This is a genomic window from Mycolicibacterium peregrinum (assembly GCF_001665625.1).
Lineage (GTDB): Bacteria > Actinomycetota > Actinomycetes > Mycobacteriales > Mycobacteriaceae > Mycobacterium > Mycobacterium peregrinum_B.
This window is the reverse complement of sequence record NZ_LZSY01000095.1, coordinates 16,275-31,171: the sequence shown is the minus strand read 5'-3', so window position 1 is coordinate 31,171 and position 14,897 is coordinate 16,275. Positions and strand designations below refer to the sequence as shown.

The 14,897-nt window shown below is 65.6% G+C and carries 18 protein-coding genes and 1 pseudogene; 13 read left to right on the top strand and 6 right to left on the bottom strand.

Annotated features, from left to right (window positions below):
- Positions 1-62: 62 nt before the first annotated feature.
- On the bottom strand, positions 63-473 hold the full coding sequence (locus A5779_RS13725) for a (deoxy)nucleoside triphosphate pyrophosphohydrolase (protein ID WP_064882713.1): 411 nt from the start codon (positions 471-473) through the stop codon (positions 63-65).
- A gap of 25 nt (positions 474-498) precedes the next feature.
- Between A5779_RS13725 and A5779_RS13720 the strand changes: the two genes are divergently transcribed.
- On the top strand, positions 499-792 hold the full coding sequence (locus A5779_RS13720; protein ID WP_064882711.1) for a 4a-hydroxytetrahydrobiopterin dehydratase: 294 nt from the start codon (positions 499-501) through the stop codon (positions 790-792).
- On the opposite strand, the gene A5779_RS13715 is transcribed toward A5779_RS13720, so the two are convergent.
- Positions 761-1,990: a mannosyltransferase gene (locus A5779_RS13715; protein WP_082941678.1), complete on the bottom strand. Its 1,230-nt coding sequence runs from the start codon at positions 1,988-1,990 to the stop codon at positions 761-763. The genes A5779_RS13720 and A5779_RS13715 overlap by 32 nt on opposite strands.
- A gap of 328 nt (positions 1,991-2,318) precedes the next feature.
- Here A5779_RS13715 and A5779_RS13710 point away from each other — a divergent pair, with 328 nt between their 5' ends.
- Positions 2,319-2,969 (top strand): hypothetical protein, encoded by a 651-nt coding sequence (locus tag A5779_RS13710; RefSeq protein WP_064882709.1) that lies wholly within the window; start codon positions 2,319-2,321, stop codon positions 2,967-2,969.
- A 41-nt stretch (positions 2,970-3,010) separates the two neighbouring features.
- Entirely contained in the window at positions 3,011-4,084 is a 1,074-nt protein-coding gene (locus A5779_RS13705) for an Rv1157c family protein (protein WP_064882708.1), read from the top strand.
- Between the two features lie 100 nt (positions 4,085-4,184).
- Here the strand turns inward: A5779_RS13705 and A5779_RS13700 are convergent, their stop codons facing one another.
- Together A5779_RS13700 and A5779_RS13695 are read right to left on the bottom strand one after the other, a co-directional pair.
- Positions 4,185-4,334, bottom strand: a complete 150-nt coding sequence (locus A5779_RS13700; RefSeq protein WP_003882209.1) for a DUF1059 domain-containing protein — start codon at positions 4,332-4,334, stop codon at positions 4,185-4,187.
- A 102-nt stretch (positions 4,335-4,436) separates the two neighbouring features.
- Positions 4,437-5,120: an HhH-GPD-type base excision DNA repair protein gene (locus A5779_RS13695; protein WP_064882707.1), complete on the bottom strand. Its 684-nt coding sequence runs from the start codon at positions 5,118-5,120 to the stop codon at positions 4,437-4,439.
- A 212-nt stretch (positions 5,121-5,332) separates the two neighbouring features.
- Here A5779_RS13695 and A5779_RS34515 point away from each other — a divergent pair, with 212 nt between their 5' ends.
- Positions 5,333-6,025, top strand: a complete 693-nt coding sequence (locus tag A5779_RS34515; protein WP_236734764.1) for a hypothetical protein — start codon at positions 5,333-5,335, stop codon at positions 6,023-6,025.
- A gap of 175 nt (positions 6,026-6,200) precedes the next feature.
- Here the strand turns inward: A5779_RS34515 and A5779_RS13685 are convergent, their stop codons facing one another.
- The gene (locus tag A5779_RS13685) at positions 6,201-6,455 is read right to left on the bottom strand and encodes a hypothetical protein (protein WP_131811645.1); all 255 of its coding nucleotides are present in this window, start codon (positions 6,453-6,455) and stop codon (positions 6,201-6,203) included.
- Between the two features lie 179 nt (positions 6,456-6,634).
- Here A5779_RS13685 and A5779_RS13680 point away from each other — a divergent pair, with 179 nt between their 5' ends.
- Together A5779_RS13680 and A5779_RS13675 are read left to right on the top strand one after the other, a co-directional pair.
- On the top strand, positions 6,635-7,207 hold the full coding sequence (locus A5779_RS13680; RefSeq protein ID WP_064882705.1) for a hypothetical protein: 573 nt from the start codon (positions 6,635-6,637) through the stop codon (positions 7,205-7,207).
- Positions 7,204-7,956: an endonuclease/exonuclease/phosphatase family protein gene (locus tag A5779_RS13675; RefSeq protein ID WP_064882704.1), complete on the top strand. Its 753-nt coding sequence runs from the start codon at positions 7,204-7,206 to the stop codon at positions 7,954-7,956. Before A5779_RS13680 ends, A5779_RS13675 begins: the two co-directional genes overlap by 4 nt.
- 98 nt (positions 7,957-8,054) lie before the next feature.
- Here the strand turns inward: A5779_RS13675 and A5779_RS33535 are convergent.
- Positions 8,055-8,153 (bottom strand): annotated as a pseudogene (locus A5779_RS33535) (HhH-GPD-type base excision DNA repair protein); the annotation flags it as partial.
- A 91-nt stretch (positions 8,154-8,244) separates the two neighbouring features.
- On the opposite strand from A5779_RS33535, the gene A5779_RS13670 reads away from it, so the two are divergent.
- From A5779_RS13670 to A5779_RS13640, 7 genes are all read left to right on the top strand, one after another.
- A complete protein-coding gene (locus A5779_RS13670) occupies positions 8,245-8,547 on the top strand; it encodes a hypothetical protein (protein WP_064882739.1) in 303 nt (100 codons plus the stop codon).
- A gap of 48 nt (positions 8,548-8,595) precedes the next feature.
- On the top strand, positions 8,596-9,795 hold the full coding sequence (locus tag A5779_RS13665; RefSeq protein WP_064882703.1) for a sensor histidine kinase: 1,200 nt from the start codon (positions 8,596-8,598) through the stop codon (positions 9,793-9,795).
- A complete protein-coding gene (locus tag A5779_RS13660) occupies positions 9,792-10,583 on the top strand; it encodes a LytR/AlgR family response regulator transcription factor (RefSeq protein ID WP_064882702.1) in 792 nt (263 codons plus the stop codon). The genes A5779_RS13665 and A5779_RS13660 overlap by 4 nt, the downstream gene beginning before the upstream one ends.
- A 73-nt stretch (positions 10,584-10,656) precedes the next feature.
- Entirely contained in the window at positions 10,657-10,968 is a 312-nt protein-coding gene (locus A5779_RS13655; protein ID WP_110777271.1) for a hypothetical protein, read from the top strand.
- Positions 10,965-12,695, top strand: a complete 1,731-nt coding sequence (locus A5779_RS13650) for a sodium/solute symporter (protein WP_064882699.1) — start codon at positions 10,965-10,967, stop codon at positions 12,693-12,695. Before A5779_RS13655 ends, A5779_RS13650 begins: the two co-directional genes overlap by 4 nt.
- 150 nt (positions 12,696-12,845) lie before the next feature.
- Positions 12,846-13,190, top strand: a complete 345-nt coding sequence (locus A5779_RS13645) for a DUF485 domain-containing protein (RefSeq protein WP_055116574.1) — start codon at positions 12,846-12,848, stop codon at positions 13,188-13,190.
- On the top strand, positions 13,187-14,818 hold the full coding sequence (locus tag A5779_RS13640; RefSeq protein WP_064882697.1) for a monocarboxylic acid transporter: 1,632 nt from the start codon (positions 13,187-13,189) through the stop codon (positions 14,816-14,818). The genes A5779_RS13645 and A5779_RS13640 overlap by 4 nt, the downstream gene beginning before the upstream one ends.
- Positions 14,819-14,897: the final 79 nt, after the last annotated feature.

The window sequence follows — 14,897 nt, the reverse complement described above, 5'->3', positions numbered from 1 at the left end:
CCCGAGGCCCGCGGTCGGGTTGTTGTGCGAGCATGCGCGGCGGCAGCCGAAATCCCGTCGTGTCAGGTACTTTCACGTCCGCTGGCCGGGGTAAGCGCTGCGGTCAGATCCGCAAGCCAAGCCCGATCGGCCGGTACCCATGGGAGTTCGTCGAGTTCGTCGGCGGTGACCCATCGCAGCGCCCGGTGATCGTGCGGTTGCGGGCTGCCCGCGGTCAGTGTGGCCCGGTAGGCGCGCAGGGTCATGCCCGCCTTGAGCGTGACATCCACGCCGAGGCGGGCGCCGACACTCACCTCGACCCCCAGTTCCTCTCGCAGCTCGCGGGTCAGCGCATCGGCGTCGCTCTCGCCGGCGGCCACTTTGCCACCGGGCAGTTCCCACATTCCGGCAAGCTCCGGCGGCCGCCGGCGTTGGGCGACCAACAGCCCGGCCTCGGAGAACAATGCACCGGCCACGACGATCTGTTCATCCATCGCGCCCGACGGTATACCGTCGGGTATGGCCGTGTTATCGAACGATCAGGTCGACGCCGCACTGCCCGATCTGCCGGGCTGGGAACGCGCGGCGGGTGCCCTGCGCAGATCCACCAAATTCCCGACGTTCCTCGACGGCATCGACGCCGTGCGCCGTGTCGCCGAATTCGCCGAGGAAAAAGACCATCACCCTGACATCGACATCCGCTGGCGCACAGTCACATTCGCACTGGTGACGCATTCTGCCGGCGGAATCACCGAGAAGGACCTCCAGATGGCTACCGAGATCAACCGGATTCTGGCCGACCAGCCGAGCTAGACGCGCTTGGCGTAGTCGTCGCGATCCAGGCCATCGTCGCCAGCGTCGCGACGATGTAGACCAGCCCGGCCCAGGCCAGATACCAGGGTCGGCCGATCTCCCAGATCGTCGGCTGGGCGAAGCTGAGCAACCACGGCACGCCGACCAGTGTGAGCGCCAGCCAACCCCAGCCCAGCACCCGCGCGCCCAGCCGGTTCGCCAGCGGCCCGTGCAGCAACCAGATCATCAGTGGAATCAGCCAGACCCAGTGGTGCGTCCACGAAATCGGCGAAAGCAGCAACCCGAACAGGCTCACGATCACGATCGCGCCCAGCCGGTCGGCGCTGCCGCCGATAGCCCGCCAGGCCAGCACGGCAAGGACCGCGGTGACGGCGATGCCGAGCAGGACGGCCGGACCGTATCCCGCGTCATGGCCAAGGATCCGGGAGATCCCGCCCCGCCAGGACTGGTTGAACGACGTGCCGATCGGCCCGATCCGGTCTGCGTCACCGAGAAGCTCGGTGAAATACCGGCGCGCCTCGTCGCCGATCACCAGCACCGAGAACGCGACCGTCCCGAAGAACACCACAGCCGAGAACACCGCAGCGCCCCACCGACGCGCACCGAGGAAGTAGAGCCCCGAGACCGCAGGCGTCAGTTTCACCCCCGCGGCCAGACCGACCAGCAGCCCCGACAGCCACCAGCGGTTGCTGTAGACGGCGCACAGCACCGCCAGCACCAGGACGACATTGACCTGCCCATAGTCGAACGTGCTGCGCAGCGGCTCCGTCCAGATACCGACGGCCGTCCACAACATCGCGACACGCCGGGGCGCCGGTCCGCCGAGCAACAGCTGACTGACCCGCACCACGCCGTACAGAGCGGCGATGATGCCGATCTGCCAACAGAACGCCACCAACCCGAACGGCAGCAGATGCAGCGGGTAGAACACCACCGCCGCGAACGGCGGGTAGGTGAAAGGCAGTGGGAAATCCGGTGTCTGGTCCGCGTAGACGTAGTCGTAGAGCGGGCCGGCGTGACCGTCCAGGGTGGCGGCGCCGCCGACATAGACGTGCAGGTCGACGAAGTTCGCGCCGTTGGGGACGAGATAGGTCCAGGCCAGGCGCGCCGCAATGCTGAGGACCAGCAACGCAGGCGCCAGACGGTAGAGCCGCGCGGTTGCTGAGACGTGGGTGGCCGGTTCGGTGTTAACGGACACGACTTTAGCGACCCGCCCGGCTCGTCTCGTCGGCGGTTTGTCACGCCAGCGTGGCTCTCGCCGCCGAGCGTCACGCTGGAGTGACGGGCGACCCGCGGCCTGGCCCCGATTGTCACGCTGGAGTGGCTCTCGGCGGCAGGCGTCACTCCAGCGTGACAATCGCCGAGAGTGAGGTTTCCGATCCCGACGCATCACGCCCAAGGCACTGCGAGATAACGAATTCGGTCAGGGCAGTAACGGTTGAATAACCGCCACACGTGTCACTTGAGTCCCATCAGTAACTCGATAGTTTTCCCTTCAGACGTGCAAGCAACCGATTGGGAGAACCATGATCTTCACCTGGAAAGCACTTTCCACCAGCATGATCGCGGCCGCCGGCGCAGTCCCGGTCGCGTTGGCCCTCAGCGCCTCAGCGAACGCCGAACCGGTGGCCCCGGCCCCGGTCCCGGCACCGAACCTGCCGATCGTCAACCAACTCGCCGGCGTGCCGGCCGCCGCGCCGCAACTGCTGCAGGGTGTGAGCTCCGCGTTGACCGGCACCCCTGCCGCCGCACCGGCTCCGGTTCCGGGCGCTACCGCCTCGGTGACGCTGCCGCAGGCACCGACGGCTGCCGCACCCGCTGCCGCCTCACCGCTCGGGTCGTTGCTGCCCGGCGCCACCGCACCGGCCGCGGCACCCGCGGTTCCGGCCGCGACGGCTCCGGCCTCCGGCCCGGCATCCCTGATCCCCTCTGCGGAGCTGACGATCCCGCAGGTGCCCGGGATGCCCATCCCGCTGCCCCAAAAGGTGAACATCCCGGGTGATCTGGCCTCGCTGGCTCCGGTTGCCGCCCAGACGGCGCTGCCCGCCGCGGCGTCGCCGTTGGCCCCGGCAGCGGCGGCAGCTCCTGTGGTTGCGGCTCCGGCCGCCGCCGCTCCGGCTGCCCTCAACCCCGAGGTCGCGGCGCTGGCTCCACTGCTGACCGCCGGCCTGCCCTGATCCCCGAACTGGTCTGACCGCCCGAAACGATTGGGAAAACCATGTCACCGCGCAAGTCTCTGAAAACGATGTTCGGCACCGCCGCCGCAATCGGGTCCACCACCCTGTTGCTGTTCAGCAGCGCCGTAGCGAACGCCGATCCGGCACCGCTGCCGATCGACGCGGTACAGGCACCCGGTCTGCCGGCGATGGAGAATCTCAGTCCGATCATCCAGCAGGCTGCAGCCGATCCCGGCGGCGCCGTGCAACTGCTGATGGCAGCCGCGCAGGCATTCGCTGCCAACAAATCGGAATCGGCTGAATCCCGCAACGTCGCCACGGCGGTCAACCATTTCGCGGCGCAGCCCGTCGCCGCACCCGAGCATGTTCCTGCTCTGGGCGCCGGCGGCGACGCTCACCTGCCGATGGGTGTCGACCCGGCCCATGCGGCCGGGCCGGCCCCTGAGGCGCTGCCCGCACCGGCACCCGCGCCCGCTCCCGAGGCCGCACCCGCTCCCGCGCCGGCACCGGCTGCACCCGCTGCCCCGGCGGCACAGGCGGCGGCACCCGCACCCGAAGCTGCACCCGCGCCCGCCCCGACTCCCGGGGCAGTCCCGGTCGCGGCCACCATTCCCGCGCCGGCCCCTGAAGCTGCGCCTGCACCGGCACCCGCGCCTGAAGCCGCCCCGGCGGGTGCCCCGGCTCCGCCCCCTGGCTTCGGGCCCGACACGCCGACGACGCAGGACTTCATGTACCCGTCGATCAGCAATGGCTGCCTCAAGGACGGCGGAAACGTTCTGGCGACGGCGATCTCGGTGGCCGGCCCGGCCACGATCCCGCTGCCCGGTCCGAAGGCCGGTCAGACCGCGTACGTGTTCACCGCGATCGGCACTCCGGGCCCGGCCGCCGAGCAGAAGCTGCCGCTGAACGCCACGTGGGTGAACCTGACCACCGGCAAGTCCGGCAGCGTGACGCTGCAGCCGCGCTCGGACATCAACCCCGAAGGACCGACCACGCTGACCGCGATCGCCGACACCGGATCGGGCAGCATCATGACCACGGTTTTCGGCCAGGTCACCACGACCGAGAAGCAGTGCCAGTTCATGCCCACCATCGGATCCACGGTGGTGCCCTGACCACACCATATGAATGGGGAAACGAAATTCCCGGTCGCTTGCCTCACGGCTGGCGACCGGGAATTTTGTGTAGGGCTGTTTTCGGTTGAGTCTGGAGGCCTCAGTAGGCCATGAAGAGGATCATTTCGCGGTCGTACTCACGCCCGGGGTGCTGCTGAGCCAGATGCGCCTGAGCCTTCTCGACCAGGTCGTCCTCATCGGTCCCGCTGATCGCTTCTCCACACGGGCAGTTCAGATGTGTCTTCGCCATATGTTCACCATTGCATAGGTAGTCGAGCTTTCAACCCCGAGTGTGCACCCAGATCGCGATTTCGCCGCGAAACGCGATCTCAGCGCACGCTCGACGCAGACATCAGCTCTTGGCCTTGGCTTCTTTGGCGGCGGCCTTCATCTGTTTCTTGTAGGTGCGGACCTTCTGCAGCGACCCGGGATCTACCACGTCGGCCACCGACATGAAGCTGCCGGCCGTGCCGTAATCCCCCGCCGCCTCACGCCAACCCGTCGGCGTCACGCCGTACTGCTTGCCCAACAGCGCCAAGAAGATCCGGGCTTTCTGGTCACCGAACCCGGGCAGCCGCTTGAGCCGGCGCAACACCTCTTTGCCGTCGGGGTCGCCACTGGACCACAGCGCCGTGACATCGCCGTCGTACTCGTCGACGATGGCCCGCGCCAGGTCCTGTACCCGCTTGCCCATCGACCCCGGAAACCGGTGAATGGCAGGCGTTTGCGACACCAGCGCGATGAACTCGTCCGGGTTGTAGCCGGCGATCTCGCGGGCGTCGACACGACCGAGACGGTCGGCGATCTTCTTGGGCCCGGCGAACGCCGTCTCCATCGGAATCTGCTGAAAAGTGTCAACACGATTACGATCGTCGGACCGAGCCGCCGCCAAGCGGTCGGCGATCTTCTTCGGTCCCGCGAACGCCACTTCCATAGGTATCTGTTGATCAAGCAACATGCCCGTGAGCAGCGCAAACGGGCTTGACTCCAGCAGGGCGTCAGCCTCGGGGTCCTGGGCCAAGCAGAGCTTCGTCATGCCAATGAGCGTACGACGCGGCCAGGCGTGAAGGCAGCAGACGGGCGCGTTCCTCAACTACGCCGTCGAGATCATGGCGAACTACCGCTACGGCATCGGCTTCTTGCACGAAGAGGCCAACGTGCGCGGCTACCACGCCGCCTGATCATTCAGCCGGCCGGGCGAGGACGGTCACCGCGGCCGTCCTCGCCTGTCTGTATAAGCTCGTAGGAATGGGGGATGATCAATCGAACTCGACGCCGTTGAATCAGTTGTTTCTTGGTGGCGTAGGAGTTCTCGTCATCGCGGGCGCGATTTTCGGATCCGTCAAAGGCGTACCCGATGCAGTAGCCGTCGCGGGAGTCATCGCTGGCTTCGCGTTAATCGTCTGCGCAGCATTCGCGTCGAGGATCAAGAAAATTGTGCTTGCCAAGGACAAGGTCGAGTTTGAACTAGACGCTGCCGAGAAGAAGCTTGAGCAGGGCGAAGTAGTTGACGCTGAACAGGTTCCGGCGGCAGTCGAAGCAGTGAAAGAGGCCGTTTCTCAGTTCGGAGTTCCGACTGTCAGTCAGGAGCCAGCGCCACAGGAGGTCACTCCTCCCCAGCCGCCCTCACAGCAGGAGCCTTCTTCGCAACAATGGAGACTTGGTCGGAATGTGCAACTAGTTGATGACGCGGTCGTCACGATGGCGACGCTGTCTAATGCCGAGGTCGGCCTGGTGCGTACGGAAATTGCCCGAATGAGCAACCCCGGCTTTCGAGAAGAAGACGACCCGCGTGCGATCAGGCCGGGGGACCAAGGGCGTTCGTATCGAGTGCGGAAGGTGCCAGGCACCGACCTTCGCCTGTGGTACCGACCCCTCAACGAGGACCATCCTGAGACGCTCGTTGTAATGCTCATTCAGCGGCAGGGCGAGCGCGTCTAACTGCTGTTCGTTATGCACCCAGGTGTAGGCACTTGGTGTTGGTGCAACCCACGGCGCTCCAGCTCTACCCGAGCCCGGTCGTCGCCCGACCGCGACCGCTCGATTAGCTCAGCGTCATCCCACACTTTGTAGGCCGAGCCGCCACACGTCGGCTGGTCTGGTGGGTCGTACGGGTTCATCCGCTGATCGTTGCACTCGGGTCCGAACCAAGCACCGCGCCCTGGCCTGTTTCAGTGACCCCGATTCTTAGCCACGTGTCGGGTGCAAAGTAGTGGACCGCATCCACCTGCTTCTCACGCATCTCCTGCACGCCGTTCTGGATTCTGATCATGCATTGACCTGTTGACATCCAGGATATGTCTGGCATGTCTTCTCTCCAGAACACGTGAGCCTGTTCGCCGTCTATCCACTCGATCTCATTAGTACTCATCGTGGGATTGTGACCCACCGCGAGCCGCAGCGTGTTGTCCCAAGGGACGAATAACACTTACACCCGTAGGTAGGCAATGTATGGGTCATCCAGTGCACAGAGACCCGACTCACGACACCGTCGCGCCAGACCCAGACGACCCAGGCGTCTTTGTCGTGAGTCTCTGCGATACTTCGCGCATGGGGGTTGTACACGACACAGACGACGTTCAACTAGCGGAGTTGGCGGCTCTCATCAAGGAGCGCAACTCGATAGACGCTCGTCTAGGGGCGATCCTCAATCGACCTGCCTCAATCGGGAACATCGGCGAGTGGATTGCCGCGCAGGTCTTTGACATCGATCTCGTCTCGTCTGGGAGCAACGCTGCTTTCGACGGCCACTTCACTAGCGGGTTGCTGGCCGGAAAGACGGTGAACGTCAAGGCATACGGACGGCAAGAGGGCCTCCTTGATGTCATCACGAATCCAACGCTTGACTACTACCTGGTAATGACTGGCCCAAAAGGGGCGCTCAAATCTTCGAAAGGTGGGTTGCGACCGTTTTGCATTGACTCGGTGTACCTCTTCAACTCGAAGGACTTGTTAGCAGCGTTGGAAGTCACCGGGGTCAAGGTTGGTGTCGCAACCAGTGTTCGAGCCGCGCAGTGGAACGCGGCGGAAATCTTTCCGAACTCCGCGAATCCCGCACTCGTCCTGACTGAGCTGCAGAAGTCGCGTCTGGCGATGTTCGAGTCGGAGAAGGGGGGACGATGAGGTTTCTGACGTGGAACATAGGCAAAGGCGGCGGAAAGCGAATATCGCAGATTATTAACGAGATTGACCTCCAGGCGCCAGACTTCGTCACGCTGACAGAGGTGACCAACACCAATCTGTCATCGCTGCGTCGATCCTTGACAACTAGCGGTCTCGTGCACATCGAAACAACGTGCAGGCCAGGCGGGCCCCACAGCGTCTTTGTCGCATCGAAAGTGCCGTTCGAAATGATGGATGATTCGAATCCGTCCGACCCCGAGCGGTGGCTGCCCGTACGGATTGAGAGTCTGAATCTCAATGTTTTATGCGTCCATATCCCCGGTGCAACCGACCACATACTGGGCAAGGACGGTAAAGGCGACGTACATGGGAAGCGCCGCAAGCAGAACTTCTGGGACGAGGTCATTCGGTATGCTCAGCTGCACAAAGATGAGCGAACGATCCTCACAGGTGACTTCAACACTGGACTGAAAGAAGACGCCCAAGGCACCCCCTTCGAACTTTCAGATAATATCCGCATATTGCGCCTAGAGAAGTACACCGATACTTGGCGACATCTGAATCCCAAAACGAGGGAGTACACGTTCTACTCTCAACAAAAGGGCGCAGACTACAACGGTTTCCGACTCGACTACGTGTATGTCTCGGCAGCTCTGCGTGACAGTATCGTCAAGACTGAACACGTCCACTCTGTCCGCGTGAACAAACTTTCGGATCATTCGATGGTGGTATCGGACTTATCGGTCTAGGGGATGCAGCCGTTGAGCTGACACGGCACTGCATCCTCAGTCGGCGACGCATCACATTTCGCGCGCACTTCTGAGTCAGCGAGTCGCAATCGTATCTACACCTGCTGATCCAACAACATCCCGACCAACAGCGCGAACGGGTTGGACTCCAGCAGGGCGTCGGCCTCCGGGTCTTGGACTAGCTGCAGTTTTCCCACGTCGCCAGTCTAGGACTAGCCACGTTTTTGACGTCTGTGTCGGTGGAGTGTGCGAATGTGTACGCGTTAACCGGTGATGTGCCCACAGGAGATGGACATGAGACGCGTCGTTGCACCCTTCTTTGCAGCGGTGATTACCGCGCTTGCCTTGGCCGCCACGGCCAACGCGATCCCCGATCAGGGCACGCCGGAGTTCGACAACTACATGCAGGGCCTGGAACGCAACGGCTATCACCTGAATCCCGACACCGCGTGGCGCGTTGCTCACCAGGCGTGCCACGGCGGCCTTATCGGATACATCGGTTTGGAAATGTCCGCACAAGGGGTTATCGGCATCGGAGCGCAGGAACGGGTAATGGACGTGGCCCGAAAGTACACCTGCCCCGTTCAGTAGGTGAGCTAGCTGCGGTTTCGCCGCACAGCCATCTAAGGTTGGCCCACGATGTCCGGCGAAGTGGCAGTCGCGCTGGCCCTGGCGCTGATCTTGGCGGCGATCGCCGCCGTCGTCGTGGTGCGCACCCGGCGGGTGGTGGCCACCCCCACCGAGCGTGCCGTACACGCCGCACTGCACACCGCAGCCCAGGCGGCCCGCGCGTTACGTCAAGGCCTGGACACCGAATCCGCCCAGACCGCGGCGCCTTATCTGCGCGAGCTGACCGGGACCGCGGGGCTCGCGCTGTTCGACGATGACGCGGCCCTGCTGGCCCGCGACCACGACGACGAGGCGATCTGGCAGTCCGGCACCGTCGACGTCTGTGCCGACACCGCCCGCGAGTCGATCAGTGCCGGTCGCCGGGTACTGCACACCGCACGATCGACAGCTGTCGTGGCGCAGCCGCTGCTAACCGAGGGCGGCGAGGTACTCGGTGCCCTGGTGGTCCTGGCACCGGCCAGCCCTGGCCCGGGCATGCTCGGCGCGGTCGGCGAGGTGGCGCGCTACGCCGCCAGCCAGCTCGAGCTGGCCGAACTCGACGCGTCACGCGCCCGACTGGACCGGGCCGAGGTGCTGGCGTTGCGTGCCCAGATCAGCCCGCACTTCATCTACAACGCGCTCAACACGATTGCCTCGTTCGTCCGCACCGACCCCGACCGGGCCCGCGAACTGATCCTGGAATTCGCGGATTTCACCCGCTACTCGTTCCGTGCGGCCGGGCAATACACCACGCTCGCCGACGAACTGCGCAACATCGACCGCTACCTGACGCTGGAACGGGCCCGGTTCGGCACCAGTCTGCGGGTGCGGCTTCAAGTGGCGCCCGAGGTGCTCAACGTCGTCGTGCCGTTCCTGGCGCTGCAGCCGCTGGTGGAAAACGCTGTGCGGCACGGGCTGGCGGGTCAGGGCGGCGGATCCGTGGAGATCATCGCCCGCGATGCGGGCACTGAATGCGTGATCACCGTGGAGGACGACGGGGCAGGCATCGATCCCGACACGCTGCGCGCCGGCCCCGGCGACGCACTGGCCGACCGTACCGGGGAGTCCGCGCATGTCGGGCTGACGAATGTGGACCATCGGCTGCGCGCGGCATTCGGCAACGATTACGGTCTTGTGGTCGAGACAGCGGTCGGCGCGGGCACCAAAGTGGTGATGCGCGTGCCGAAGTTCCGTTCAGGGGTCCGAGCCGGCGGAGGTGGTTTCGCATGAGTTCTGGCCTGACCGTGCTCGCCGTCGACGATGAGGCGCCCGCCCTCGACGAGTTGGCCTATCTGCTGGGGCAACACCCCGACGTCGGTGAGGTGCACACCGCGTCCGACGCCACCTCGGCACTACGCGAACTCAACCAGCACGCTTTCGACGCGGTGTTCCTCGACATCAACATGCCCGGCCTGTCCGGCATCGAATTGGCCGGGGTGCTGGCCAATTACGCGAACCGGCCCGCCGTGGTGTTCGTGACCGCCCACGAGGACAAGGCAGTGGCGGCCTTCGATGTCGGCGCCGTCGACTATCTGCTCAAGCCGATCCGGCAGAACCGCCTCGACGAAGCCGTGCGCCGGGTCGCGTCCGCCGCTCCGAAGGCCGCGGCCGCTGAACCGGCGCAGCCCGAGGATCGGGATTGGAACGTGGTTCCCGCCGAACTGGGCGGTATAACCCACCTGGTGCCCCGCGACAGCATCGGCTGGGTCGAGGCCGAAGGTGACTACGCCCGGCTGCACTCGGCCACCGGTGCCCACCTGGTGCGGATCCCGTTGAGCACCTTGGAAACCCGCTGGCGCGACCATGGGTTCCAGCGCATCCACCGGTCGTACCTCGTGTCACTGCGACAGGTCACCGGTCTGCGTACGGCCGAAGGCGCCGTGCTGGTGCGGTTACGCGCCAACGGAACCTCCCCCGCCGTGGAGCTTCCGGTGAGCCGGCGCCAGGCCCGCGAACTGCGGGACCGACTGGTCCGCGATCCGATGCGTTCCCTCAAACCGGTGGGCAGCGATGAGTGAGCGGCCTGGGTCCTCTGGGCGGCCCGCCGCCGCGCGCGAACGCGTCGTGCTGGCCCACCGCCGCGGTACCCGCATGGTGCGAACGCGCATCGAGGTGGCCGAGCAGACACAGGTGGGCGACGCACTGGTACGCGGCCTGGTGCGCACGCAGTTGGGGCTCGCCTTGCGACTCGCCGCCGTAGTGGTCACGGTCGTGGTGGCCCTGGTACTACTCAATTCGGCCGTACCGGAGTTCGCCGCGCTCACCGTACTCGGCATCCGGCTCAACTGGCTGATCCTCGCCGGGCTGCTGTATCCCCTGCTGTACGGCGTAGGCCGGCTCTATATCCGACTGGCCGAGCAGGGCGAGCGCGATTTCGTCCGCGTCGTCGACAGCGAACCATGACCGGCGCACCGCTGACCGCCGCTGCCCTGCTCGCTGCCGTCGTGTCCACCATCGCCATCGGCGCCTACGGGGTTCGGTTGTCGCGCACCACCTCCGACTTCCTGGTGGCCTCGCGCAGCGTCGGCCCGCAGTGGAACGCCGCCGCGATCTCCGGTGAATATCTCTCCGCCGCCTCGTTTCTCGGGGTGGCCGGGCTGATCGCGAAGTACGGCGCCGACGCGCTGTGGTATCCGGTCGGCTTCACCGCGGGTTATCTGGGCGTGCTGCTGTTCGTGGCCGCACCGCTGCGACGCTCGGGGGCCTACACCGTCCCCGACTTCGCCGAATTCCGGCTCGGCTCGGTCCGTCTGCGCAAGGTGGCCATGCTCGTCGTCGTGGTGATCTGCCTGTTCTATCTGGCGCCGCAGTATCAGGGCGCCGGGCTCGCCCTGAAAACGCTTCTGGGCGTGCCGGTCTGGATCGGGCCGCTGCTGGTCGCCGCGATCGTCATCACCAACGTGGTGGCCGGCGGCATGCGGTCGATCACCTTCGTGCAGGCGTTTCAATACTGGCTCAAACTCACCGCCATTGCCGTCCCGGCGCTGGCCCTGCTCGGGCTGTTCATCGGCGACCGTGGCGATTTGGGCGGTCCACTGCCGCCCACTGTGCAACAGCAGACCACCGTGCAGATCGAGACCGCAGTGGTGGTCCAGGTGATCGATCCGGCGGGCATCACCGTGTCCGGCGACCTGGACGGCCGACACGTCGACTCCGCCAGGATCACCGCGCCCGGGCAACATACCCTCGGCGCGGGCACCACGCTCACGCTGGCCGCGGGCGCCGCCACGCCGGTGGTGGCCGGCACTCCGGGGACCGGCAGTGAGTGGATCGCCTCGGGCGGCGGCCTGGGCGGTGGACATCCGCTGTATCAGGTGTTGTCGATCATCGTCGCGACGTTCCTGGGCACCATGGGCCTGCCGCATGTGCTGGTCCGCTTCTATACCAACCCCGACGGTCTGGCGGCCCGCCGTACCGCGCTGGCGGTGGTGGCACTACTGTCGGTGTTCTACTTCTTCCCGATCCTGCTCGGGGTGTTCTCCCGGTTGTACGTGCCGCAGCTGCTCATCACCGGAACTGCCGACGCTGCAGTGCTTTTGGCCCCCGGCGCGGCCGTCGGCGGGATCGGCGGCCAACTGCTGGCCGCCCTGGTGGCCGCCGGCGCCATCGCCGCGTTCCTGGCAACCTCCTCGGGCTTGCTGATCAGCGTCGCCGGCGCCCTGGCCACCGATGTGCTGCGCGGCCGGGTGCGCGACTTCCGGATCGCCGCAGTGTTCGGTGGGCTCATCCCGATCCCGTTGTCGCTGATGGTGTCCGGGCTGGAGTTGTCACGCAGCGTCGGCTTGGCCTTCGCGGTCGCCGCGTCCACCCTGTGCCCGCTACTGGTGCTCGGCATCTGGTGGCGCGGCCTGACCGCGATCGGTGCGGCATGTGGCCTCGCGGTGGGCGGATGTGTGTGCGGCAGCGCGGCACTCGTGGCGATCAGTGGTGGTATCGATGACGACGTACTCGGCGGATGGCCGGCGGTGATGGTCGGTTACCCGGCGGCGGTCAGCGTGCCGATCGCCTTCCTCACCATGATCGTCGTCAGCATGTTCACCCGGCCCATCGCGGGCGTCGCGCAGATCTTCGCGCGCATGCACGTGCCCGAACGCCTCGGCCTCGGCGTCGAGCGGGTGCCCGCAGGCTGAACCGCCTGCCGCTCAGCCCCGACGACCGACCGCTCGGCGCAGCGATGACCGAATTCGGCGTATCGACCTCGATACCCCGCCCATGTGACCCAGCTCTCAATTAGGTTCAGGCGCTATCCGCTCTCACAGCCAATTGTCAGGAGTTCTCGGGTGACCGAAACCGACCTTCCCGAGAGGGTTGCCCCCACCGGGGAGCAGTTCCTCGCCATGCAGGCCAGTCCTGAATTCCAGGAACTGCGTACCCGCCTGCGCCGCTTCGTCTTTCCGATGACCGCGTTCTTCCTGGTCTGGTACGGCCTCTACGTCGCTCTCGGCGCGTTCGCCCACGACTTCATGGCCATCCGGGTGTTCGGCAACGTCAACGTCGGCCTGCTGATCGGGCTGGGCCAGTTCCTCACCACGTTCCTCATCACCGGGTTGTACGTACGCTTCGCGAATCGGGAGCTCGACCCGCGGGCCACCGCCATCCGCGAAGAGCTGGAGGGCACCCGATGACAGTCACAACCCTCGCTGCGGAGACCGTCGGTAACCCGGTGGCCAACATCGGAATCTTCAGCCTCTTCGTCGTCGTCACGATGATCGTGGTGATCAAGGCCAGCAAGCGAAATGCGACCGCCGACGAGTTCTTCACCGGCGGCCGCGGCTTCTCCGGCCCGCAGAACGGCATCGCCATCGCCGGCGACTACCTGTCGGCGGCCAGCTTCCTCGGCATCGCCGGCGCCATCGCCGTCTACGGCTACGACGGCTTCCTGTACTCGATCGGGTTCCTGGTGGCCTGGCTGGTCGCCCTACTACTGGTGGCCGAATTACTGCGCAACACAGGTAAATTCACCATGGCCGACGTGCTGAGCTTCCGGCTCAAGCAGCGTCCGGTGCGGCTGGCCGCGGCCATCTCGACACTGACGGTTTCGCTGTTCTACCTGCTGGCCCAGATGGCCGGAGCCGGCGGTCTGGTCGCCCTGCTGCTCGACGTCAACAGCCGCACCGGGCAGTCGATCGTGATCGCCGTCGTCGGCATCCTGATGATCGTCTACGTCTTGGTCGGCGGCATGAAGGGCACCACGTGGGTGCAGATCATCAAGGCCGTGCTGCTGATCGCGGGTGCCGCTCTGATGACCGTGATGGTGCTGAGCAAGTTCGGGCTGAACTTCTCCGAGATCCTCGGTTCGGCACAATCGGCGATCTCCGGGGCCACCACCAAGGGCGTGTCCAGCCGTGACGTGCTCGCCCCGGGCGCGCAGTACGGCGGATCGCTCACCTCGCAGATCAACTTCATCTCGCTGGCGCTGGCGCTGGTGCTCGGTACCGCGGGCCTACCCCACGTGCTGATGCGCTTCTACACCGTGCCGACCGCGAAAGAGGCTCGGCGATCAGTGGTCTGGGCGATCGCGCTGATCGGCGCCTTCTACCTATTTACTTTGGTACTCGGCTACGGCGCGGCCGCCCTGGTCGGTCCGGACCGCATTCTTGGGGCAGCCGGTGGCGTCAACTCGGCCGCCCCGCTGCTGGCGTTCGAACTCGGCGGGGTGATCCTGCTCGGGGTCATCTCGGCGGTGGCGTTCGCGACGATCCTCGCCGTCGTGGCCGGTCTGACCATCACGGCGTCGGCCTCCTTCGCCCACGACATCTATGCCTCGGTACTCAAGTCGCACAAGGTGACCGAAGACGAGCAGGTGCGGGTCTCGCGTATCACCGCGGTCGTGCTTGGCGTGTTCGCGATCGGGCTGGGCATTCTCGCCAACGGCCAGAACGTGGCGTTCCTGGTGGCCCTCGCATTCGCCGTGGCTGCTGCGGCCAACCTGCCGACGATCGTGTACTCGCTGTACTGGAAGCGGTTCAACACCCGCGGTGCCCTGTGGAGCATGTACGGCGGCCTGATCTCGACCATCGTGCTGATCGTGTTCTCCCCCGCCGTATCGGGTTCGAAGACCGCGATGATCCCCGGCGCGGACTTCGATTTCTTCCCGCTGGCCAACCCAGGCATCGTGTCCATCCCGCTCGCATTCGCGCTCGGCATCATCGGCACGCTCACGTCGCCCGACACCGGGAACCCCGAACTCAACGCCGAGATGGAGGTCCGGTCGCTGACCGGCGTCGGCGCCGAGAAGGCGGTCGCGCACTAGACGCCACTCCGCCGAAACGGCATTCCAGCAGAGAAACTGCGAGTAGCAGCCTGCTGGAATGCCGTTTCGGCGGAAGAAG

Excerpts from the sequence above, each read along its gene's own strand:
- A5779_RS13725 (WP_064882713.1), bottom strand. The coding sequence starts at position 473 with ATGGATGAACAGATCGTCGTGGCCGGTGCATTGTTCTCCGAGGCCGGG.
- A5779_RS13720 (WP_064882711.1), top strand. The coding sequence starts at position 499 with ATGGCCGTGTTATCGAACGATCAGGTCGACGCCGCACTGCCCGATCTG.
- A5779_RS13710 (WP_064882709.1), top strand. The coding sequence starts at position 2,319 with ATGATCTTCACCTGGAAAGCACTTTCCACCAGCATGATCGCGGCCGCC.
- A5779_RS13705 (WP_064882708.1), top strand. The coding sequence starts at position 3,011 with ATGTCACCGCGCAAGTCTCTGAAAACGATGTTCGGCACCGCCGCCGCA.
- A5779_RS13700 (WP_003882209.1), bottom strand. The coding sequence starts at position 4,334 with ATGGCGAAGACACATCTGAACTGCCCGTGTGGAGAAGCGATCAGCGGG.
- A5779_RS13695 (WP_064882707.1), bottom strand. The coding sequence starts at position 5,120 with ATGACGAAGCTCTGCTTGGCCCAGGACCCCGAGGCTGACGCCCTGCTG.
- A5779_RS34515 (WP_236734764.1), top strand. The coding sequence starts at position 5,333 with ATGGGGGATGATCAATCGAACTCGACGCCGTTGAATCAGTTGTTTCTT.
- A5779_RS13685 (WP_131811645.1), bottom strand. The coding sequence starts at position 6,455 with ATGAGTACTAATGAGATCGAGTGGATAGACGGCGAACAGGCTCACGTG.
- A5779_RS13680 (WP_064882705.1), top strand. The coding sequence starts at position 6,635 with ATGGGGGTTGTACACGACACAGACGACGTTCAACTAGCGGAGTTGGCG.
- A5779_RS13675 (WP_064882704.1), top strand. The coding sequence starts at position 7,204 with ATGAGGTTTCTGACGTGGAACATAGGCAAAGGCGGCGGAAAGCGAATA.
- A5779_RS13670 (WP_064882739.1), top strand. The coding sequence starts at position 8,245 with ATGGACATGAGACGCGTCGTTGCACCCTTCTTTGCAGCGGTGATTACC.
- A5779_RS13665 (WP_064882703.1), top strand. The coding sequence starts at position 8,596 with ATGTCCGGCGAAGTGGCAGTCGCGCTGGCCCTGGCGCTGATCTTGGCG.
- A5779_RS13660 (WP_064882702.1), top strand. The coding sequence starts at position 9,792 with ATGAGTTCTGGCCTGACCGTGCTCGCCGTCGACGATGAGGCGCCCGCC.
- A5779_RS13655 (WP_110777271.1), top strand. The coding sequence starts at position 10,657 with ATGGTGCGAACGCGCATCGAGGTGGCCGAGCAGACACAGGTGGGCGAC.
- A5779_RS13650 (WP_064882699.1), top strand. The coding sequence starts at position 10,965 with ATGACCGGCGCACCGCTGACCGCCGCTGCCCTGCTCGCTGCCGTCGTG.
- A5779_RS13640 (WP_064882697.1), top strand. The coding sequence starts at position 13,187 with ATGACAGTCACAACCCTCGCTGCGGAGACCGTCGGTAACCCGGTGGCC.